This is a genomic window from Candidatus Hydrogenedentota bacterium (assembly GCA_012730045.1).
In the GTDB taxonomy this organism is placed as follows: domain Bacteria; phylum Hydrogenedentota; class Hydrogenedentia; order Hydrogenedentales; family CAITNO01; genus JAAYBR01.
In genome coordinates, this window is sequence record JAAYBR010000143.1 from 105,986 (window position 1) to 127,180 (window position 21,195).

At 67.7% G+C, this 21,195-nt stretch carries 15 protein-coding genes and 1 other RNA gene; 7 read left to right on the top strand and 9 right to left on the bottom strand.

Features of this window, described 5'->3' with window-relative positions:
• Window positions 1–6: 6 nt before the first annotated feature.
• From rpmF to GXY15_15765, 6 genes are all read right to left on the bottom strand, one after another.
• Complete coding sequence (rpmF, locus tag GXY15_15740) at window positions 7–189, bottom strand: 50S ribosomal protein L32 (protein NLV42663.1); 183 nt, start codon at window positions 187–189, stop codon at window positions 7–9.
• A 5-nt stretch (window positions 190–194) separates the two neighbouring features.
• Complete coding sequence (locus GXY15_15745) at window positions 195–788, bottom strand: DUF177 domain-containing protein (protein NLV42664.1); 594 nt, start codon at window positions 786–788, stop codon at window positions 195–197.
• A gap of 92 nt (window positions 789–880) precedes the next feature.
• Window positions 881–1,245: RNase P RNA component class A (gene rnpB / locus GXY15_15750), an RNA gene on the bottom strand.
• A 38-nt stretch (window positions 1,246–1,283) separates the two neighbouring features.
• A complete protein-coding gene (locus GXY15_15755; GenBank protein NLV42665.1) occupies window positions 1,284–2,117 on the bottom strand; it encodes a tetratricopeptide repeat protein in 834 nt (277 codons plus the stop codon).
• A 114-nt stretch (window positions 2,118–2,231) separates the two neighbouring features.
• Window positions 2,232–2,708 (bottom strand): hypothetical protein, encoded by a 477-nt coding sequence (locus GXY15_15760; GenBank protein ID NLV42666.1) that lies wholly within the window; start codon window positions 2,706–2,708, stop codon window positions 2,232–2,234.
• A 1-nt stretch (window position 2,709) separates the two neighbouring features.
• The gene (locus GXY15_15765) at window positions 2,710–3,225 is read right to left on the bottom strand and encodes a hypothetical protein (protein ID NLV42667.1); all 516 of its coding nucleotides are present in this window, start codon (window positions 3,223–3,225) and stop codon (window positions 2,710–2,712) included.
• A 224-nt stretch (window positions 3,226–3,449) separates the two neighbouring features.
• On the opposite strand from GXY15_15765, the gene GXY15_15770 reads away from it, so the two are divergent.
• From GXY15_15770 to GXY15_15795, 6 genes are all read left to right on the top strand, one after another.
• On the top strand, window positions 3,450–4,307 hold the full coding sequence (locus GXY15_15770) for a glycosyltransferase (GenBank protein ID NLV42668.1): 858 nt from the start codon (window positions 3,450–3,452) through the stop codon (window positions 4,305–4,307).
• A gap of 219 nt (window positions 4,308–4,526) precedes the next feature.
• Window positions 4,527–5,729, top strand: coding sequence for an efflux RND transporter periplasmic adaptor subunit (locus GXY15_15775; GenBank protein ID NLV42669.1), 1,203 nt, complete (start codon window positions 4,527–4,529; stop codon window positions 5,727–5,729).
• Window positions 5,730–5,806: 77 nt separating this feature from the next.
• The gene (locus GXY15_15780) at window positions 5,807–9,427 is read left to right on the top strand and encodes an efflux RND transporter permease subunit (protein ID NLV42670.1); all 3,621 of its coding nucleotides are present in this window, start codon (window positions 5,807–5,809) and stop codon (window positions 9,425–9,427) included.
• A complete protein-coding gene (locus tag GXY15_15785) occupies window positions 9,424–12,627 on the top strand; it encodes an efflux RND transporter permease subunit (GenBank protein NLV42671.1) in 3,204 nt (1,067 codons plus the stop codon). The genes GXY15_15780 and GXY15_15785 overlap by 4 nt, the downstream gene beginning before the upstream one ends.
• 47 nt (window positions 12,628–12,674) lie before the next feature.
• On the top strand, window positions 12,675–13,577 hold the full coding sequence (locus GXY15_15790; GenBank protein NLV42672.1) for a prolipoprotein diacylglyceryl transferase: 903 nt from the start codon (window positions 12,675–12,677) through the stop codon (window positions 13,575–13,577).
• A gap of 80 nt (window positions 13,578–13,657) precedes the next feature.
• Window positions 13,658–14,737 (top strand): PilT/PilU family type 4a pilus ATPase, encoded by a 1,080-nt coding sequence (locus tag GXY15_15795; protein ID NLV42673.1) that lies wholly within the window; start codon window positions 13,658–13,660, stop codon window positions 14,735–14,737.
• A gap of 73 nt (window positions 14,738–14,810) precedes the next feature.
• Here GXY15_15795 and GXY15_15800 read toward each other — a convergent pair whose 3' ends face one another.
• From GXY15_15800 to GXY15_15810, 3 genes are all read right to left on the bottom strand, one after another.
• The gene (locus GXY15_15800; protein NLV42674.1) at window positions 14,811–15,404 is read right to left on the bottom strand and encodes a superoxide dismutase; all 594 of its coding nucleotides are present in this window, start codon (window positions 15,402–15,404) and stop codon (window positions 14,811–14,813) included.
• Between the two features lie 93 nt (window positions 15,405–15,497).
• Window positions 15,498–16,727, bottom strand: a complete 1,230-nt coding sequence (locus tag GXY15_15805) for a nucleotide sugar dehydrogenase (protein ID NLV42675.1) — start codon at window positions 16,725–16,727, stop codon at window positions 15,498–15,500.
• A gap of 114 nt (window positions 16,728–16,841) precedes the next feature.
• Window positions 16,842–17,753, bottom strand: a complete 912-nt coding sequence (locus GXY15_15810; protein NLV42676.1) for an alpha/beta hydrolase — start codon at window positions 17,751–17,753, stop codon at window positions 16,842–16,844.
• 507 nt (window positions 17,754–18,260) lie between these two features.
• On the opposite strand from GXY15_15810, the gene GXY15_15815 reads away from it, so the two are divergent.
• Window positions 18,261–20,648, top strand: a complete 2,388-nt coding sequence (locus GXY15_15815) for a U32 family peptidase (protein ID NLV42677.1) — start codon at window positions 18,261–18,263, stop codon at window positions 20,646–20,648.
• The last annotated feature ends 547 nt before the right edge of the window (window positions 20,649–21,195 follow it).

The following is a 21,195-nucleotide window of genomic DNA, read 5'->3' on the forward strand; positions in this document are numbered from 1 at the left end:
GGAACGTCAGGCGTTCTTGGGCTTGATAACGACACGGCCCTTGTAGAAACCGGTCTTGAGGCAGACCCGGTGCGGCAGAACGGGCGCCCCGGAATCCGGATTCTCGATCACGTTCGGGGCGGTCAGCGCGTGGTGGGAACGCCGCATGCGCTTCTTGGCCTGTCCGGTGCGTCTCTTTGGTACGGGCATCTTGGTTACTCCTTGCGATTTTTGTCGTCGGCAAGATCGGGAAACAGGGAGGCCAGCACGCTCAACGGGGTGTTTTGCGGTTCCCCGCCGCCCTCGGCGGCCGGACACCCGCAGGGTCCGCCGTTGAGATTTGCCCCGCAACGGGGGCAAAGCCCGAGACACGAATCCTTGCAGACTAGTTTTAGCGGCGCCGAAAGCACAATCTCCTCCCACACCTGTGGGGCAAGATTGACCTCCCGGCCCGCGATCATAAGCTTTTCACGCTCCGCTCCGTCGCCGTCGTCGTCGTCATCGCCCCCCATTTCGGAAAGCGCCTCCCCGTTCCTGGCCTCCACATAGACCCAGGCCACCGCGCTGTCCAGCGCCGCGCGGGCCTCTTCGAGGCACCGGTCGCAGGGCTGCGCGTACTCCCCGCGCACACGGCCGCGGAAAAGGTACTCGCCGCCGCCGAGATCGGTCAGGCATCCGGTGACCTGAACCTCGTCCAGGGGGACGGGGTCGGTTTCCGGGGGCTGAACCTCGGCCACGGAGAGGCGGACGTCAAGGTCCAACCCGTCGTCCCCGATGGACAGCACCGGGATCTGCAACTTTGCGGTCACTTGAGTCAGCCTTCCTGTGGACACAACGGGCCGGAAGTTTACCAAACGCGCGGAATTATGTCAATTTTCCGCCCCCCCTTCGGCGGGGGAAAAGGGCAAGCGGGCCTGTAAGCCGGGTTCTGTCCGGAGGACGCGGGGCCCTCCGTGACGGTCATTCCTCTTGGATCCGCGTCGCCGCGGACCTCCAGCGTCCAACCCGGGACCGGTGCGGGCCACACCATGGGTCCCCTATTTGGACTTGCTCCGGGTGGGGTTTGGCTAGCCGCCATGTCACCATGACGCTGGTGCGCTCTTACCGCACCTTTTCACCTTTGCCGGCGGGAAACCCGCAGGCCGTATGTTTTCTGTGCCACTTTCCGTCGGATCGCTCCGCCTTCGCGTTACGAAGCACCCTGCCCTGTGGAGCCCGGACTTTCCTCGACGCGCCGAAGCCCGCCGCGACCGTCCGGCCCGCTTGCCGGGGCAAGTATACGCCAACGCGGCCCGCAGGGGCTACTACTGTGCGGCGGGCGCTTCCGCGGCCGGGGGGGCGGTCTCCGCAGGCGCGGCGGGCGCTTCGGCCGCCGGAGCGGCGGCTTCTGCCGGGGCGGCGGCTTCTGCCGGGGCAGCGGTTTCCGCCGGGGCGGCGGCTTCTGCCGCCGTCTGTTCCGGCGGGAACAGGTCGGGGTTGGCCGTCTTGAGCGCGGCGAGGGCCTGATCGGCCTTGCCCGCCACGATGGAGTCGGGGAACGCATTTTGCTGCTGCTCGTAGGACTCGGCGGCCTCCTTCAGCATGCCCAGCTTTTCCTGCATGCGGCCGATGTCATAGGGCTTGCGGCGCGCGAGGAACTCCCCGGGGAACTCATTGGCAACGCGCTGGTAGAGCTCAAGGGCCTTCTGGTAATCGCCCCCGCCTTCGGCGAGAAAGGCCAGCCCGTCGAGGGCGCGGCCCGCATAGGGGGATTTTCCGAACTCCTTGCCCACGCGCTCAAACAGCTCCCGTGCCTTGTCCGGCTGGCCGGCCTCCACGGCGGTTTCCGCGGCGAGATAGACCGCCTCGGCGGTCCAGCGGCCGGCCTCGGGGGCGAACGCCTCAAGCTGTTCCAGGCGCTTGGCGGGGTCCTCTTCAGTGAGGGCCGCGGCGTAGGCGGAGTCCGTCTTCTCGGCGGCGGCGCTGGACGTGGCGCGGACCGCCAGCCCCGCGACGACGCACAGCACCACGAAGACCGCGCCTCCGGCGTACATCCACGGGTTTTCGATCACATGGATCAGAAGTTTTTCCCACTCCGACTTCGGGGTGTGGATCAGTTCCTCATGTTCTGCGGCCTGTGTCTTCCGGGGTCTTGCCATGACTGCTTCAACACTCCTGTGCGGTGTTTACCGGGCGCTCCGTCCGGGGGGGACACCCCCCTGCCTGCGGAAAATCCGGCTCATTTCTCTGCGGTTTCGCGCCTGTGGGTCGGGTCAGCTGAGGGGCCCCCACTCCACAATTTTCCAGGCGCCCTGATACTTCTCCAGCAACACCGCCATCTGTCCCTGCAGGTTGATCGGCGGATATTGGCTTGCGTTGACGGGCTCGGCGGTGGTTCCAAACGACTCGACGGCCCGCGCCTGGTCTCCCTGAACCCGTATTTTTGGGGGGGTGCGTACGATCCGGAACCCCCGGTAACTGCTCATAACCGTTGTCAAATACTCCCGTATGGCCGCGTAGTCGCGGCCCTCGCTGTCGCGATAGTTGGGCGACACATGGGCCAAAACCTGGTACACGCGCTGGCTTTCCATGCCGTTGCAGACATCCTTGAGCACCCGCGCGACCTTTTCCTCCTCGGAGGACTTCCCCGCGGAGAAACCGGGCAGGCTTACCGGGAAGCCGCTGGTCTGGCAGGCCTGCATGCCCAGGAGGCACGCCGCCGCGACCGTGGAAAGCAGCAGGCATTTCATCTCACACCCCGCCGTCGGGAACCATGTGAAGGATCAGGCGCTGGCCGCGCCCCATGCCCAGGGGCTGCACGGTGACCTCCAGGCGCTTGCCGGGCTGCTTGAAGAGCATGTAGGCATTGCCATTGGCCTGCTGGACACTCTCCATGTTCCAGCCGCTGGCCGGGCACTGGCTGATGTAGAACTGCGCGACCTCGTTCTGGTCCGCGCGGATCGTGTAGACCATGCGCCCAATCTGAAGGGTCGGGGACTCGTAGATGTACGAGCGGTCCAGGTCCTCCTTGGCCTTCTCCGGAAGGGGCACGTCCTTGAACCGCTGGTTGGGCGACATGGCCAGCGACTGCCCGGTCTCGGCGGGCGCCGCCACGGCGGGATCCGCCGCCGCAGGTTCCGCCGGCGCGGGCTGGGAGTCTTCAAGCAGTTCCACGGGGGGCAGGTCGTCGTTCTTCTGCCAGGGCATGGTCTCGCATCCCGCAAGAAACGCGCAACACAGAACGAGGGGAATCAGCGTCCGCTTCATGATCGAAAACCTCCTTCAGGTGTGGCCGGCTGTCCGGTCCGCCTCCGCGTTGCGGCGGCTTGATCCGGATGGGGCGCGGCAAATCAAGGATAGGATAGAAAAACCACGCGGGTCCAGTCAAACGGAAGGACAGCCCTTCTTGCGCCGCGCCCCGGGCGCGCCCGGGCGCTGGCGGCACTGCCACGCGGCGATACAGTATACTCTTTCGCCAGAGGTGGTGCGCCATGCCGCGGATTTCTGTTGTTGTTCCGTCGTTTGCTCCCCAGGAAGAACTGCTCGGCCAGCTGTTTGCGTCGCTGGCGGAGCAGTCCCTGTCAGATTTCGAGGTCATCGTGGTGGATGATGGATCGCCCGACCCGGACTATGTGTTTCCCGACGCGCGTTTTCGGCTGGTGCGCAGGGACCAGCGGCGCGGTCCGGCGGCCTGCCGCAACGCGGGGGCGGCCGAGGCCGCCGCAGAGGCCCTCTTCTTCACGGACACGGACTGCCGTTTGGAGAGGGACACGCTGACCCGGGCGCTGGAGGGGCTGGAACGGGCCCCGGTGTCCGTCGGGGACACCATCACGGACGTGAAAACCGCTTTCGGCGGGCTGGTGGCGGCGTTGGGGTTTCCCGGCGGCGGTATTCTGGGGTTTGAAAAGGTGTGGCGGGTGGACGCCGACGGCTTTGCGAGGAGTTTCAGCAGCTGCAACGTGGCGTTCCGGAGCGCGTTTTTCAGGGAGATGGGCGGTTTCGATGAGTCTTTTCCCGTGGCCGGCGGCGAGGACACGGTCCTGGCCCGCCGTGTTGTTGACGGCGGCGGCGCAATTTGGTATGAAAAGAGGCAGCGTGTTTTTCATGTGGAGAAGCCGGACTTGGCCGGGTTTCTGCGGTGGCAGGTCATCCGGGGCCGGGGCAATTTTCACATTCGCCGGCGTGTTTCCTCCGTGGGAGGCTATTTGCGGTTGCGCGTTTGGACCTTTCGGAACAGTCTCGCGCGGGCGGGTGTCCTGAGGGCGCCGGCGGTCTTGGCCCTGATTGGGCTGTCCGTCGCCGCGCAGACGGCCGGGTATTGGCTGGAACGGCGGCGGTGGGCGGGATAATGCCGTGCTCCCTGTGACGGAACGGCTGAAAATGTGTATAATGGACAAATTATCAGGTTCTTTTTGGCTCCGCGAAACTTTCCCGTGACGCTGGGCGGTCAAAGGGGTATTGTGTCACAAGGCGATGAGTCGGGTTGGTTTCTGCGGGCAGGAGTGCGGGCTGGACGCGGTGCCCGCACATCTGGGAAGCGCCCGGCACACGGAACGGATAGGAACATCATGCGCACATGTGAACGTCTGGCCTTTGTCTCCCTTGCGGTGTTTGGAGTGCTGGGTGCGGGGTGCTCCGCGCCGGTGGAGGGCAAGGCGCCGGACGCGCCCGAGGCCGCGGCGCAGACGGAGCGGATTCTGGTTCCCGTGGAGGTCCAGAAGCCGGCCCGCAAGGACATTTCCTCGTACTTCGAGACGACCACCCGGGTCCAGGCGGAACGGCGTGTGGAGGTGCTGGCCAAGGGGGCCGGGATTTGCGACCGGGTCTTTTTCGAGGAGGGCGACCGGGTGGCGGCGGAGGCGGTGCTGGCGGAGCTGGACAAGACGGAGCTGGCCGCGCAGGTGCGGCAGGCGCAGGTGACGCTGCGCCAGCAGAAGACGACCTTCGAGATTGCGGAGAAGAGCCTCGCCGAGGGGATCGGCGCCCCGGTGGAGCGCGACAACGCCCGCTTTGCCTATGAGCAGGCGCAGGCGGCGCTGGAGATGAACGAGGCGCGCCTGGCGCATCAGACGGTGAGGGCGCCCATCGGCGGCATCATCACGCGGCGCTCGCTCCAGGAGGGCATGCTGGTCTCGCCGGGAATGCCGGCGTTCACCATCATGGACCCCGACTCCTACGCCCTGCCGATCAGCGTGCCGGAGAAGGAGCTGGCCAAGCTGGCCGTCGGCCAGGAGGCGCTCGTGCGGGTGGACTCCCTGGAGGGCGAGGAGCTGAGGGCCTCCATACGGCGCATCAACCCGAGCATGGACCCCCTGAGCGGCACGGTCAAGGTGGTGCTGGAGTTCGGGGAGGCCGACCGCGCGCGCCTGCGCGACTCCGCCTTCGCGAGGGTGCGGCTGGTGATGCAGACCATCAAGGACGCGCTGGTCGTCCCCAAGGACGCGATTGTGGAGGAGAACGCCCGCAGTTTCCTCATGGTCGCCGAACCCCCGGCGGCGGAGGCGGGCGCGGAGTCCGCGCATGTGGCGCGCCGGGTGGAGGTGGAGAAGGGGCTGGAGGACAGCGAGGTGGTGCAGATCCTCTCCGGCGTGTCCGACGAGTCCCTGGTGGTGGTGATGGGGCAGCACGCGCTGAAGCCGGACGCGGAGATCTCGGTCACCACCGCGGCCCGGGAGATTGAGTCGCGGAAGGACATGGAGGTGGGCGACGCGCTGGAGGCGGCGCGCAAGAGGGCGGAGGAGGAGAAGGCCCGCAAGGAGAGTCAGAACTAATCCCGCCCAGGCGGACACGGCGTGCAAGACAGACCGGTCACCCGGCTCCGGCGGGTTGACGGCGGCGGAAGGCGGCAATGACCCACCCCGAAGAGACCCCCAGCACCAACTACCGCATCGCCATCCGCCGCCCGGTGACCATGGTGATGATCTTCCTCACCATCGCCGTGTTCGGCCTGCGCTCCTACCAGCAGCTCCCGATCAACCTGATGCCGAACATCTCCTACCCGAGCCTCACGGTCCGGACGGAGTACGAGGGGGCGGCGCCGGAGGATGTGGAGAAGCTCGTCACGCGGCCGCTGGAGGAGATGCTCAGCATCGTGGGCGGCCTGGTCGAGATCAGCAGCATCTCCAAGCCGGGCCTTTCGGAGATTCTCCTGGAGTTCTCCTGGGGCACCGACATGACCATCGCCCAGACGGACGTTCGGGACCGGCTGGACGTGTTCGAGCCGCCAAAGGAGGTGACGAAGAAGCCCGTCATCCTCCGCTACGACCCCTCGCGCGACCCCGTCATGCGCTTCGCCATCGTTCCGGACCGCACCTTTTCGGACGCGCAGGAGGAGGCGCGGACCCTGACGGGCATCCGCGACGCCGCGGAGCGCCATCTCAAGGCGGATCTGGAGGCGGAGTCCGGCATCGCCCAGGCGGCGATCAAGGGCGGGCAGAAGGAGGAGATCCAGGTCCTGGTGGACGCCGAGAAGATCAAGGGGCTCGGCGTGTCCCTGGACACCGTGGTCACGAGCCTCGCCCAGCAGAACATCAATCTTTCCGGGGGCCAGCTCCGCGAGGGGAAGACGGAGTACATGGTCCGGACGAACAACGAGTTCGAGTCCGTGGAGGACATCGCCGCGAGCCTGGTGCCCACGCCGGGCGGCCAGTTCCGCCTTTCGGACCTCGCGCAGGTGTTCATGGGCGCGAAGGACCGCGAGACCATCGTGCATGTCAACGGCCGCGAGGCGGTCGCCGTCGAGATATTCAAGGAGGGTGACGCGAACACGGTGCGCGTGTGCAACCGGGTGAAGGACCTCTTCAACATTTCCCGGAAGCTCAGCGTCAGCGAGCGCGCGGTGCAGGCGGTCCGGGAGGCGATGGACCGGGTGCAGCGGCAGGCGCGCGAATCCCTGGTCGGGAGCAACGACGCGGAGCGGCTGAAGGAGTCCATGAAGGGGAAACGGAACCTGCTGGCGCGCCTGCCGGGCGAGGTGCGCCTTTCCGTCATGAGCGACCAGTCGCGCTTCATCGTGGCCTCCATCGAGGAGGTGCAGGGGGCCACGTGGCTGGGCGGTCTGCTGGCCCTCGCCATCCTGTTCCTGTTCCTGCGCGAGGCCAAGTCCACGCTCATCATCGGCATCGCGATCCCCATCTCCGTGGTGGCGACCTTTGTGCCAATGTTCATCCAGAACGTCTCCCTGAACATCATGTCCCTGGGCGGCCTGGCCCTGGGCGTGGGCATGCTGGTGGACAACTCGATCGTCGTGCTGGAGAGCATCTTCCGGTGCCGCGAGGAGGGCGACGGCATACTGGACGCCTCCGAGCGGGGCACCCGCGAGGTGGCGGGCGCCGTGTTCTCGTCCACCATGACCACCGTGTGCGTCTTCCTGCCGATCACCTTTGTCGAAGGTATCGCGGGGCAGCTTTTCCGCGACCTCGCGCTCACGGTCACCTACTCCCTGCTGGCCTCCCTGCTCACGGCCCTGTACCTGGTTCCCCTGCTCGCCTCGCGCCGCCGCATGAATCTCGAGGCGACCCGGCAGGTGGTGTGGACCGTCCGCGCGTGGCGCGAAGCCCGCGACCGGCGCGGCTGGTCCCGCCCGGCGGCGCTGGCGGCGGTGATTCCCCTGGGGCTCCTGGACGCGGGCCGCGGCGTCGCGGCCATCTGGCGGGACACCGTCGGGGTTTCCCTGCGCCGCGCTGCCGCGCCGTTCACCGCCCTTCTCGCCTGGAGGGGCTTCGGGCATTTCGCGGCGTCCTGGCTGGTGTGCGCCGCCGGGCTGCTGCTTCTGCCCCTGTCGCTGCTGCTCTTCGCCTGCCAGTTCGCGCTGGCCCTCTCCTACGTGGTCTTCTCCTCCGCGCTGCACGTGTCGGCCCTGGCGCTGCTGGTGGTGATGGCGGCGGTCCGGCTTGTCGTCATGACGGCGCTCTGGCCCTTTCTCACGCTGTGGGAGTGGGGGTTCCGGGGCATGCTCGCCCTGTACCGGGTGACGATCCGCCACATGCTCCAGTACAGCGCCGTCATCCTCCTGCTCACGCTCGGGGTTGCCATCCACGCGGGCACGGTCGCCAGCCGGCTGGGCAGCGAGCTGATCCCCCCCATGAAGCAGGGCGAGTTCGGTGTGCGGGTGGAGGCGCGCGCGGGCACGCGCCTGGAGGACATGAACCAGCGCGCCCGGGTGTACGAGGAGATACTGCGCTCGGCCCCGGAGGTCGAGACCGTGACGGTGGAGATCGGCCGGGAGAAATCCAGCACCGAGTCCAACCGGGGGGAGAACATCGCGGTCTTCAACGTGCTGCTCCGAAACCCGGAGGAGACGGCGGCGCTGCAGGACCGGATTGTGGAGGAGCTCCGCGGCCGGGTCATGGCGGCGGGGGTCGAGGAGCAGGTCACGTTCACCCTCCCGAGCCTTTTCAGTTTCAACACGGCCATCGAGGTGCAGCTGGTCGGGGACGACCTGAAAGAGCTGCGCGAGGTCGGCGGCCGGGCCGTCGAGGCCGTCTCGAAAGTGCCCGGGGTGAAGGACGCCGAGCTGAGCATGAAGGCGGGGTATCCGGAGGTGATCATCGCCCTGGACCGGGAGCTGCTCGCGGCGCGCGGGATCACCCCCGGACAGGTCGCCCAGCGGCTGCGCACGGAGGTGCAGGGGGACATCGCCACGCGCTTCAGCCGGCTGGGCGAGAAGGTGGACATCCGGGTGCGCACCGACCGGGCCATGCTGGGGAACGTGGAGGACCTGCGCCGGCTGTCCGTGACGGACGGCCCGGTGCCGATCCCCCTTTCCGACATTGCCGGCATCACGATCCAGGAGGGGCCGAGCGAGGTCCGGCGGGTGGACCAGCGGCAGGTGGCCCTCATCTACGCCAACGTGGAGGGACGCGACCTTGGGGCGGTCTCCCGGGACATTGACAATGCGCTGAAGACGGTGGACCGGCCGGAGGATTTCTACTTCTTCCAGGGCGGGCAGAACCGCGAACTGGACACCGCGTACTCCAGCCTCCAGTTCGCCCTGCTTCTCGCCATGTTCCTGGTCTATGTGGTGATGGCGTGCCAGTTCGAGTCCATTGTGCACCCGGCGCTGGTCATGTTCAGCATCCCGCTGGCCTTCATCGGCGTGGTCTACGCCCTCCACTACACCGGCACCAGCCTGAGCGTCATGGTCTTCCTGGGGGGCATCGTGCTGGCGGGCATCGTGGTCAACAACGCGATCGTGCTTGTGGATTATGTCAACCAGCTTCGCGGGCGCGGCTACTCGAAGCGGGACGCCCTGGTGCAGGCGGGCTCCGTCCGCATACGCCCCATCCTGATGACGACCCTGACCACGGTGCTGGGCCTGCTTCCCATGCTCACCGCCACGGGCGAGGGCGCGGAAATCCGCCGGCCCATGGCCATCACCGTGATGGCGGGGCTCTCCTCCTCGACCCTGCTCACCCTCTTCATCATCCCCATGCTGTACGAGCTGTTCGGCGGAAGAGACCGCAAATGAGCTTCTCGCTGCCGAAATTCTCGCTGCGCCACCCGATTACGGTGCTGATGTTGAGCCTCAGCACGGTGGCCCTCGGCGTCATCGCGTGGAACCGGATGCCCCTGAACTTCCTGCCCCGCGTGGACCGGCCGTTCATCGGGGTGTTCATCGCCTACCCGGGCGCGTCGCCCGCCCAGGTGGAGCAGCAGATCGCCATCCCGGTGGAGGGCGAGCTGCGCACCATCCCCGGCGTCCGCCGGATCCGGACCACCTCCACCAGCTCCGGGTGCGAGGTCGGGCTGCTGTTCAGCCTGGACACGGACATGTCCATCGCCACGGCGGATGTCCGCGACCGCCTGGAGCGGCTGAAACTGGTCCTGCCCGCCGAGGCCGACAAGATGCTGATCCAGCGGTTCAGTTCCGGCTCCATCCCGATCATGGCCTTCGGCATGTTCAAGGAGGGGGACAAGGAGAAGTTCGACCACCTCGCGCGGACCGTGGTGGAGCCGCGGCTCAGCCGCGTGGAGGGCGTCGCCCAGGTGCAGATCCTCTCCCCCGTCCAGCCGCGGGAGGTTCTCATCGAGTTCAACCAGGACACGCTTCGCTCCCTGAACCTCAACCTCCCGCAGGTGCTGCAGGCGGTCAGGGAGAGCAGCTTCAACCTGTCGGTGGGGGAGCTTCCGGAGGGCACCCGGAAGCACTACGCCCGGGTCATCGGCGAGTACCGCCGCATCGAGGACATCGGGGCCATTGTGGTCGGCCCCGGAGGGATGCGGCTCAAGGACGTGGCGGAGGTCAACTACCGGTCCCGCGAGGAGCAGCAGCAGGTCTCCATGGACGGGGCGGACGGCCTGGCCATCCTGGTGGTCAAGGACTCCGAGGCGAACACGGTTTCCACCTGCGCGCGGGTCCGGGCCGAGCTGGACAGCATCCTGAAGGAGCCCGCCTTCGACGGGGCGACTTCCCTCATCTTCTTCGACCAGTCCGACCTGATCAACCGGGCGCTGAAGAACCTTTTCCTGCAGGGCTTCTACGGGTCCCTGATGGCCATCGGGGTGCTTTTCTTTTTCCTGCACCGGGTCATCCCCACGCTGGTGGTGGCCTTCGCGATCCCCTCCTCGCTGCTCATCGCCGTGGTCTTCATGTTTTTCACCGGGATGTCGCTGAACATCATCACCATGGTCTCCATGATCATTGCCGTCGGCATGCTTGTGGACAACGCGATCGTGGTGGTGGAGAACACGATCCGCCACCGCGACCTCGGGGCGTCCATGGCCGACGCGGCGGTGGACGGCGCGGCGGAGGTGGGCATGGCCATCTTCGCCAGCACCCTGACCACCATCGTGGTGTTCATCCCCATGTACTTCATGGAGACCGGGCGCATGTCGGTCTTCATGCAGCAGCTCGGGGGGCCCCTGATCGCCTCCCTCTCCGGCAGCCTGCTCATGGCGGTGACGGTGGTCCCTCTGGTCATGTCGCGCCTGCGCATCTCCCGGAACCAGAACGTGTTCCAGACCGTCTCGTCCCGCTACTGGCGCGCCCACGCGTCCGACGCCCCGCCCACGGGGATGGTGGGCGGGGTGGTGCACCGTTTCGGGCGGATCCACCCCATCCAGTGGGTGATCGGCCTCTACGGGGGCCTCGTGCGCGCCGCGCTCCGGCGGCGCGTGCTGTGCCTCCTGCTGCTGGGGGCGGGCATCTACGTCACCTACGCCTTCCCCATGCAGCATGTGGGCATGCGCCCCATGCCCAAACTGGACACGCGCGAGGTGCGCATTGACGCGCGCATGGAGCAGAACTTCAACCTGGACATGGCGAAGGACCTGATGAGCCGGATCGAGGCGCAGATAGACCCGCTCCGGGAGACGCTGGCCATCAAGAAGGTGCTCAAGCTGCACGGGGCGGACGAGGGCTTCATCGAGGTGTACCTGTACACCGAGGACGACGGCCCCATCGGCGAAAACCCGCCCTTCACCACCGAGGAGGTCATGCAGATCCTCTCGGAGAAGATCCCGAAGCAGGTGCCGGGCGCGGAACTGCGGTTCTCCATGGCCGACGCCGGCCAGTCCGAGGAGGGCGAGACCGTGAGCCTGTTCCTGCGCGGCGAGGACGGCCAGATCCTGACCCAGTACGCCGAGCAGCTCAAGGCCGTTCTGGGGACGATCGAGGAGATCTCGGACCCCGAGACCAACGTTGAGCCGGAGGTCCAGGAGGTGCAGGTGCGCATAGACAAGGATCTGGCGCAGCAGGCCGGGGTGAGCCCCATGATCGTGGCGCAGACGGTGGACGCCGCCCTGCGCGGCACCCGCATGCCGTACCTCAAGCAGGGGCGGCGCGAGGTCTCCGTGTGGGCCCAGTTCCGCGAGGAGGACCGCAAGTCCCAGGCCAACCTGGAAAACGTCGCCGTGCCCGGGCTGACCGGCCAGCTGGTCCCGCTGCAGCGGCTCACGGATTACAGCAAGGAGGCCAGCCCCACCTCCATCCGCCGGATCAACGGCAAGAACGTCATCGCCCTCTCGGCCAAGCTGAACACCAAGAACCTCAGCGCCGTGCGCGCCAAGCTTGAGTCCGCCGTGGAGGACCTCGGGCTGCCGCCGGGGTACACGGTGGACTTCGGGGAAGAGCTGGAGGACCTGGAGTCGAACATCTTCAACTTCACGACCACCCTGGCCATGGCGGTCATCCTGATCTACATCGTCATGGCCGCGCTCTTCGAGTCCTACCTGCTGCCCCTCTCGATCCTGACCACCGTGCCCATCTCGCTCTTCGGCGCCGTGTGGATGCTCTTTTACATGGACAGCCAGTTCGACCAGATCGTGCTCATCGGCTGCATTCTCATGGCCGGGGTGATCGTGAACAACGGCATCGTCATCGTGGACCACATCAACCGCCTCTACCGCGAACGGGGCGACAGGACAGAGGCCATTGTGCAGGCGGGCATTGACCGGTTCCGGCCCGTCATGATGACCGCGCTCACCACCATCCTCGGGCTGGTCCCCCTGGCCATGGCCAAGACGGGCGGCGCCTCCACCTTTGCCGGCCTGGGGCAGGCCCTGATCGGCGGGCTGACCATCGGGACGATCCTCACGCTGGTGGTCGTTCCCGTGTTCTTCACGCTGCTGGACGACTTTCAAAGGTGGGCCGTGGACTTCTTCGGAAACCTGGCGGGCCGGCGTTTGGACCAGCCGAAGGGAGCGGACGAGGCGGGCGGCGGCTCGTAGGCGCACCGCCGGAGGGGCAAAGGGGGGGCAAAACGGAAAGCGGAGGAATGATGTCGTCGTCAGGACATTGGATACACGACCTGGACCCCGTTCTCCTGCATCTCTGGGGGGACCGGGGCGTCACCTATTACGGGCTGGCCTATGTGCTGGGCTTCCTGTTCGGCCTGATGATCCACCGGCGGCTCCGCCGCCACGGCAGGAGCCCGCTGACGCAGGAGCAGGAGGACACGGCGCTCTTCGCCATGATGATCGGGGTGCTGGGCGGCGCGCGCCTGGGCTACGTGATCCTCTACGCCCTTCCCGAGACCCTTCAGGACCCCCTCTTCCTGTTCCAGGTCTGGAAAGGGGGCATGTCGTTCCACGGCGGCCTCATCGGCGTCCTCATCGCCTGCTGGTATGTGGCCCGGAAAAGCCGCCTCACCCTGGTGGAGTTCGGTGACACCATGGCCCCCCTCGTGCCGATGGGCCTCTTTCTGGGAAGAATCGCCAATTTCATCAACGGCGAGCTCTGGGGCAACGTGAGCAGCGTCCCCTGGGCGGTCGTGTTCCCGCGGAGCGCCCCCGGCATGCCGCTGGACATGATCCCCGCCCGGCACCCCTCGCAGCTGTATGAGGCCCTTCTGGAGGGCGCCGTGCTGCTGGCCTTCCTGCAGTGGCGGATCTGGCGCACCGGCGCGCAGAAGCGCCCGGGCCGCATCAGCGGGGAGTTTCTCCTGCTGTACGCGTTTTTTCGCGTGTTCTGCGAGCAGTTCCGCGAGCCCGACGCGGCCCTGATTCTTGGCATGAGCCGTGGCGTGTTCTACAGTCTCTTCCTGATCGCGGGCGGGGTGTGGCTGGTGCTCCGCTCCCAGCGGACGGCCCGGTCCGCCGTCTGGGAGGAATATGAGGCGGCCCCCCGGACACCCGCCCCGCCCAAGGCCCGTCAGGGGAAAAAGACGGGCAGGCGGTGACCCTTTCCGTTTGTGTTCCAGCAGCGGCCGGGGTATGATCATGCAGGACGCGCCCGCGGCGTCCCGGAGTCATAAGCGCCATGATGAACATGAAAGAGCTGATGTACAAGGCCGTCTCCCTGAAGGCGTCCGACATCCACATCAAGCACGGCAACCCGCCCATCTTCCGCGTGGACGGCGTGCTGGTCCGCCTGGAGGACCACCCGCCCTTCACGGACGAGGATGCCCGGGGGCTGCTGCGGGAGATTGTGGACGACAAGGACCTGGCCAAGTTTGAGAAGCTCATGGACTTGGACACGTCGTTCCTGCTGGAGGAGGTGGCGCGTTTCCGCGTCAACGCCTGCGTGGACGACGGGCATCCCCGCATTGTGCTCCGGCTGATCCCCCTGCAGATTCTGCCGCTGGAGGCCCTGGACCTCCCCGTGACGCTGAAGAAGATGTGCCAGCTGAAGAACGGCCTCATCCTGTTCACCGGCCCCACGGGCAGCGGCAAGTCCACGTCCCTCGCCGCCATGATTGACGAGATCAACCGGTCGCGGCCGGACCACATCATCACGATCGAGGACCCGCTGGAGTTCATGCACGAGGACCACATGGGCATCGTCACCCACCGCGAGGTGGGCCACGACACGCTGTCCTTCGCGAACGCCCTGCGCGGCGCCCTGCGCCAGGACCCCGACGTGATCCTGATCGGCGAGATGCGCGACACGGAGACGGTGAAGACGGCGCTCTCCTCGGCCGAGACGGGGCACCTTGTGCTCTCCACGCTCCACACGGTGGACGCGGTGGAGACGCTGAACCGCCTGCTGGAGTTCTTCGAGCCGCACCAGCAGATTCACATCCGCAAGCAGCTTGCCAGCGTGCTGCGGTCCATCTGCTCGCAGCGCATCCTGCCCCTGGCCGGGGGCAGCGGCCGCACCGTGGCCTGCGAGTTGCTCGTCGGCACGCGCACCATCCGCGACTTCATTGAGCAGGGCAAGTCGTTCAAGGAGATCGTGGAGCTGATCGCCGAGAGCAAGGACCAGTGGGGGATGCAGACTTTCGACCAGGCGCTCTACGACCTGTGGTCCAAGGGCAAGATCACGGCGGACGTCGCCCTCCAGAACTCCACCAGCCCCAAGGACCTCAAACTGCGCATGCAGGGCATGAACGTGCGCTGAGGCGGAGCGGAAGGAAAACAAAAAGGCCGCCCGCGTCCCCAGGGGACCGGGCGGCCTTTCCTGTCTCTTGCGGCTACTCCTGAAAGGGCGTCTTCAGGTTCTTGTTCACGAAGTCCCAGTTGACCACGTCCCAGAAGCCCTCGATGAACTTCGGGCGGGCGTTGCGGTAGTCAATGTAGTAGGCGTGCTCCCAGACGTCCAGCGTGAGCACAGGCTCCTTGCCGTGGCGGAGCGGCGTGTCGGCGTTGCTCAGCGGCAGGATCTCCAGCTTCCCCGAGGGGTCGGCGGCCAGCCAGGCCCACCCGGAGCCGAACAGCTTCGCCGCCGCCGTGGAGAATTCCTGCTTGAAGGCGTCGAAGGAGCCCCACTGGGCCTCGATCAGGCCCTTGATCTCGCCCTGGGGCGCGCCGCCGCCGCCCGGGGCCATGCAGTGCCAGAAAAAGCTGTGGTTCCAGGCCTGGGCGCTGTTGTTGAACACCGGCCCCTGGCCGTCCAGCACCACCTGCCGCAGCGCGAGGTCAGACTCGGGCTTGCCGTCCACCAGCCCGTTCAGGTTGGTGAAATAGGCGGCGTGGTGCTTCCCGTAGTGGAAGGACATCTGCTCCTCGGACACGAAGGGGTTCAGGGCGCCAAGATCGTACGGAAGTTCGGGCTGTTTGAAGCTCATCGGGGTTCTCCCTCTCTTTGCGGTGTGACAGTTGACCCGCCCGAAGGGGCGGCGTTCTCTTTCCCAGTAAACAGGCGGACGGCGGGTTCTATTTCACCCCACGCCCAGCACTTCCACTGTGAACCCGGCGTCCACCCAGCGGCCGGCGGGGAGCAGGCGGTGCGCGTCGTACACCCGCCTGCCCCGCATGCGGGCCGCCGCGTCCGCGGGGTCCAGCTCCGCGAAGGCGCTGTGCGCCGTCGCCACCAGGAGCAGGTCGGCCCCGTCGAGGCACGCCTCCGGGGACAGGTTGGGCAGGGGCGCCCGCTGTGCGAGCGGGTCGTGGGCGCGCACTTCGCAGCCCCGCTCCCCCAGCAGCCGCGCCAGGGCCAGCGAGGGGCTTTCCCGCAGGTCGTCCACGTCGCCCTTGTAGGCCAGGCCGAACAGCGCGACAATGGGCTGCGGAACGCCCGCGAGCATCGCCATCACGCGGTCCGCCACGTGGGCCGGCATGGCGTCGTTCACCCGCCGGGCCAGCGCGATCAGAGGGGTGCTGCCGGAGAAGCGCTCCACCAGAAACCACGGGTCCACGGAGATGCAGTGGCCGCCGACGCCCGGCCCCGCGCGGTGGAGCCCCACCCGGGGATGCCGGTTCGCCAGCCGCATGACGGACCAGAAGTCTATCCCCATCGCCTCGCAGAGCACCGCCGTCTCGTTCGCCAGGGCGATGTTCACGTCGCGGAAGGTGTTCTCGATCAGCTTCACCATCTCCGCCGTCGTCGCGTCCGTCAGGAGGATGTCCCCCTTCACAAAGCGGGCGTAGAGGTCGCGGGCCCTTTCCGCCGCCTGCGGGTCCGCGCCGCCGATGACCCGGTCGTTCTCCACCAGCTCCTCGAAGATGCGCCCCGGCAGCACCCGCTCCGGGCAGTGCGCCAGAAACACGTCCTCCCCCACCCTTCTCCCCCCCGCCTCCAGAATCGGGCGCAGCAGCTCCGCACAGGTGCCCGGCGGCGAGGTGGACTCGAGAATCACCAGCGACCCGGCCCGCAGAAACGGCGTGAGCGCCTCCGCGGCAGCGGCCACATGGCGCATGTCCGCCCGCTTGTCCGCCGTCAGCGGCGTCGGCACGGCGATGATGAACACGTCCGCGGGCGCCGGGGTTTCCGCCGCGCGCAGGGTTCCCGCCGCGACCACCGCCTTCAGCCGGTCGCGCAGTCCCGGTTCCTCGATGTGCGGCTCCCCCCGCCCCAGCGCCTCCCGCACCAAGGGGTTCGTGTCCACCCCCAGCACCCGGCAGCCCGACTCCGCCAGCATCACCGCCGTCGGCAGGCCGATATACCCCATGCCCAGTATGCAGACGTCCGTCACAGGCGCACTCCTTCGCCGCGCGCTCGCCGCGCGGACAGGGCATTATAGCCCGCCGTGCCGCCGGAGAATCACCATGGGGTCACGGGGGACTCAGGGTTTGTCCAGCCAGCCGTGCAGGCGCATCCAGTCCGCGCAGTGGCCGGTCCAGGTCTCCAGCACCTTGTCGCCCCGGCCCATGCCGTAGCCGTGCTCGCCGCGCTCGTACACGTGCAGCTCGCAGGGCACCTTGGCGTCGCGCAGGGCCTTGTAGAAGTTCAGGCTGTTCTCCACGGGCACCACGGAGTCCCCCGTGCTGTGGACCAGGAAGGCCGGCGGCGTCTCCTTGGTGACCCGCTCGTCGTTCGCCAGCAGGTCCAGGAGCGCCGGGTCGGGGTCCTCGCCGAGCAGGTTGTGGCCCGAGCCCGCGTGGCCGTAGGGGGGCTTGAACGTGATCACGGGGTAGATCAGCACCATGAAATCCGGGCGGCAGGACACGCGGTCCACGGGGTCCTTCGCCGCCGGGTCGCCCGCGTCGAAGTGGGTGCCCGTCGTGGAGGCCAGATGCCCGCCCGCCGAGAAGCCGAGGATGCCGATGCGGTCGGGGGTGATCCCCCACTCCCCCGCCCGGCTGCGCACGAGGCGCAGGGCGCGCTGGGCGTCCTCCAGCGGCACCGGATGCCGGTAGGGGGCCACCCGGTAGCGCAGCACCACGCCGGCCACGCCGAGACGGTTGAGCCACTGCGCGACCTCGTAGCCCTCGTAGCCGATGGCCAGGCCGCCGTAGCCGCCGCCGGGGCAGATGACGACCGCCGCGCCGGTGGCCGTTTCTTTGGGCGCGGGGAACACGGCGATCCGGGGCGTGTCCGCCTCGTCCGTGCCCTTGGCCGCCGGCGCGCCGTCGGGCCACAGGGGCAGCACCTCGATGCCCTCGGGCGGCGGGGAGATCTCCCCGGCATGCACGAAGGGGCAGAGCGCGGCGCCCAGAACAACGGCCGCCGCCAGACAGGTCCAAAGGGGTTTCATCGCGGTTCCTCCTGAAATCGAAACGGGTTTCCGCCCCGCGCCGCGCTTCCGGCGGACGGCGGAAAGGTTGTCGGGTATAATACCGCTTTCCCGCGCAAACCTCGAATCCCCCATCACACAGGACCCGGGATCAGAGGGAAAGAGGGCGCCTCTATTTGAAAAAGAGGTCTCAGACCGCAGGCATTCCGACAAGAGATTGCCGCGCTTCGCTCGCAATGACTGCGAAAACGCGCGTCATTGCGAACGTAGTGAAGAGATTGCCGCGTCCGCCGGGGCGTTGGCGGGAACGAGATTGCCGCGCTTCGCTCGCAATGACCGCGGAAATAAACGTCATTACATTGACCGCAAAAACGCACGTCACCGCAATGACCGTGGAAATAAACGTCGCTGCAATGGCCGCAGGAATACACGTCATTGCGAACGTAGTGAAGCAATCTCGTGCCCGCAAGCGCCCCGATTCGCGCCATGTTTTGTCCCGCGACCACCAAGAATTCACGAAAGGCCCTTATGTCCCCGCATACCCCCCCCTGCCCTTCCGGCGGTTCCCCCAGACCGCCGGAACTGCTCGCGCCCGCCGGGCGCATGGAGGCCTTTCTCGCGGCACTGGACGCCGGAGCGGACGCGGTGTATGTCGGCGCGCACCAGTTCAACGCCCGGCTGCGCGCGCACAACTTCACGCGGGACGACCTGGCCCGCATGGCGGCGCTGGCGCATGACCTGGGCCGGAAACTGTACATCACCCTGAACACGCTGGTGCGGGACGACGAGCTGAATGACGTCGCGGCGCTGCTGGACGACCTGCGGCGCATCGGCCCGGACGCGCTGATCCTCCAGGACCTGGGGGTGCTGCGCCTGGCCCGGACCCTGTGTCCGGAGATTCCCCTGCACGCCTCCACCCAGATGACCATCCACAACGCCGACGGCGCGCTGGCCGCCCAGAAGATGGGGTTTGACCGGGTCGTGCTGGCGCGGGAGCTGACGGTGGACGAGATCCGGGCGGTCCGGAACGCCTGCCCGGTGGCTCTGGAGGTGTTCATCCACGGCGCGCTGTGCTATTCCGTGTCCGGACAGTGCCTCTTCAGCAGCCACGTCCACGGCAAGAGCGCGAACCGGGGCTTGTGCCTCCAGCCCTGCCGGCGCGCCTTCTTCGACGGCGCGGGGCATAAGGGCAACGCGTATTCCACGCGGGACCTCGACGCCACCGCCGTGCTGGGGCGGCTCGTGGAGGCGGGCGTCACCTCGCTGAAGATCGAGGGGCGGCTGAAGCCCGCCGAGGCCGTCGCCCAGATTGTCCGCGCCTACCGGCTGCTGCTGGACGCCTGGCCCCGCATCGGCCGGGAGGAGGCCGCTGAGGCGCGGCGGCTGCTGGATTCCGCCGTGGGCCGGGAATCCTGCACCGGGTACCTCTCCGCGCCGCGTCCCGCGGGGCTGCTCGGCGCCGCCGAGTCGCAGTCCGGACGCCGCATCGGCACCACGGTGTCCTGCCGCACGCCGGGCCATATCGCGTTCCGGCCCACGGAACCTGTGAGCGCGGGCGACCGCCTGCGCGTGCAGGCGCGCCCCGGCCAGCCGCCCGTGTCGGTGACGGTGCGGGAACTGCTGCTGGACGGACGCCCCGTCAAGCGGGTGCAGGCGGGGCGGGGGGTGGAAGTGGCGGTCCCCTGCCCTGTTCCGGCGGGCGTGGCCGTCGTGAAGGCGGCGGACGCCGGGGCGCGGCCCAAGGGCTTCCAGAACCGTCTGGAGAAACTTGAGGCCCGCATGGGGCGCGCGGAAAAGGCGCGCTTTCCCGTGCAGGTCCGCACCGGTCAGGGCGGCGTGACGCTGAAGGCGGAGGCCGGCGCGGGGGTGTTGGTGGAACTGCGGCACCCCTGGACCCGGCGCGGGGAAATCCCGCACGGCGAGGCCCTGGAAATACTGGCCACCGACACGGCATCAGCATCGGTGCGGCTCGCGCCGGAGGGGTCGGACCCGCCCGCCCCCTTCCTGATGAAGCCGGAGGAACTGGCGGCCTTCCGCGACCGCTTCCTCGCGCGGCTGGAGGCCGCGCTGAACGAGGCGCGGGACGCGGCGGTGGCCGCCGCTGTGGCCCCCGCTGTGGCCCCCGGCGGCGGGAACCCGGATTCCCGGCCCGTCTGCTGGGTGATTCTTCCCGCCCTCGAAGGCTTGGCCGTCTTCCGGCAGGCGCTGGCGGAGCGGCCGGGCACGCGCGCCGTCCATTGGATGGCGCCGCTGGCCGCAGTGGACGACCCCGCCTTCGCCGCCGCGCTGCGTGCCGTTGCCGCCCCGGACAGGGTCGGGGTGGTTCTGCCGCACCTCGTGTTTGACCCGAAGGCGCTGGCGGAGGCCCACGCGCGCCTGCGCAAAGCCGCGCAGCTCGGGGTGCAGACCGTCGCGGCGTCCAACCCGGCCGGGTTCCAGATGCTCTCCCGGCTGGGCAAACGCCGCCTGGAGACCCTGGTCCTGCCGTCCATCGGGTGCATGAACCGGGCCTGCCTCGCCCAGTTGTCCGCCTTGGGCGCGAATGCCGCCGCCTGTTCCCTGGAGGCGGACGCGGAGACCCTGGAAGCCCTCCTTTCGGCGAAGGGCGGGATCCGCGCCGCCGTCGTGCGCCATGCCCACGTGCCCCTGTTCCAGTCCCGCGCCCCCGGTCCCGTGGTGCCCTCCGGCACCCTCCGCCTCGAGGAGCCCCCCGTGGACGTGCGCGTGGAACGCCGGGGAGACCTCACGGTGACCCTCTCCCCAAGGGTGTTCGCGCATGCTGTCGCGGACCCGTCCGCGGACTGGGTATACGACTTCACCTGGGCGCAGGAAAGCCCCGACACCCTCGCGGCCATCCTAACCGAAGACAGGACCCGCCTCGAAGGCAACCACGGCACCCCCAACAGCACCGGATAACCATCCCGGCAGCACCCCGGACACACCGCATTCCCTCCCGTGTCACAGAGCGCGAAGCGCCTTGGAGTGCGGCAGCTTGCTGACGCCGTTCAGACCGGACATCACGACGGCTTCCTGCGGATGAACGCCCTTGCGGCATGGAAGACAAGACTCAACGCAGAGACGCAGAGAACGCCGAGAGGGAGGGAGAATGGGAAACGTGTTTCCAACCCGGAAGCACATGCAGAATGCCCGTGATGTGGCCGGTGAAAACCTCAGAAGATCGTGGGCAGGATGCCTTTGCTGTTACTCTTCATCTCCGCGTTCTCTGCGTCTCTGAGTTAAAGGGGCCCTCATCTCCTAAGGACTGTGGCCCGAGTGGAGAGAGGAGGTTAGCTCCTGTCGCGTGTCCGTCCACGCGTGGGCAAGCCCACGCGAAGAAAGGCGGCAGCAAGCTACCGCACTCCAAGGCGCGCTTCGCGCGCGATCCCCGCCCTCTGCCCTCTCGTTCTTGCTTCTCCGCGCCGCTGTGCCTCCGTGTGAGTCCCCTCTTCCGCTCTTCCGGCCG

Coding starts and splice junctions, on each gene's coding strand:
- rpmF (NLV42663.1), bottom strand. CDS start 189: ATGCCCGTACCAAAGAGACGCACCGGACAGGCCAAGAAGCGCATGCGG.
- GXY15_15755 (NLV42665.1), bottom strand. CDS start 2,117: ATGGCAAGACCCCGGAAGACACAGGCCGCAGAACATGAGGAACTGATC.
- GXY15_15760 (NLV42666.1), bottom strand. CDS start 2,708: ATGAAATGCCTGCTGCTTTCCACGGTCGCGGCGGCGTGCCTCCTGGGC.
- GXY15_15765 (NLV42667.1), bottom strand. CDS start 3,225: ATGAAGCGGACGCTGATTCCCCTCGTTCTGTGTTGCGCGTTTCTTGCG.
- GXY15_15770 (NLV42668.1), top strand. CDS start 3,450: ATGCCGCGGATTTCTGTTGTTGTTCCGTCGTTTGCTCCCCAGGAAGAA.
- GXY15_15775 (NLV42669.1), top strand. CDS start 4,527: ATGCGCACATGTGAACGTCTGGCCTTTGTCTCCCTTGCGGTGTTTGGA.
- GXY15_15780 (NLV42670.1), top strand. CDS start 5,807: ATGACCCACCCCGAAGAGACCCCCAGCACCAACTACCGCATCGCCATC.
- GXY15_15785 (NLV42671.1), top strand. CDS start 9,424: ATGAGCTTCTCGCTGCCGAAATTCTCGCTGCGCCACCCGATTACGGTG.
- GXY15_15790 (NLV42672.1), top strand. CDS start 12,675: ATGATGTCGTCGTCAGGACATTGGATACACGACCTGGACCCCGTTCTC.
- GXY15_15795 (NLV42673.1), top strand. CDS start 13,658: ATGATGAACATGAAAGAGCTGATGTACAAGGCCGTCTCCCTGAAGGCG.
- GXY15_15800 (NLV42674.1), bottom strand. CDS start 15,404: ATGAGCTTCAAACAGCCCGAACTTCCGTACGATCTTGGCGCCCTGAAC.
- GXY15_15805 (NLV42675.1), bottom strand. CDS start 16,727: ATGGGGTATATCGGCCTGCCGACGGCGGTGATGCTGGCGGAGTCGGGC.
- GXY15_15810 (NLV42676.1), bottom strand. CDS start 17,753: ATGAAACCCCTTTGGACCTGTCTGGCGGCGGCCGTTGTTCTGGGCGCC.
- GXY15_15815 (NLV42677.1), top strand. CDS start 18,261: ATGTCCCCGCATACCCCCCCCTGCCCTTCCGGCGGTTCCCCCAGACCG.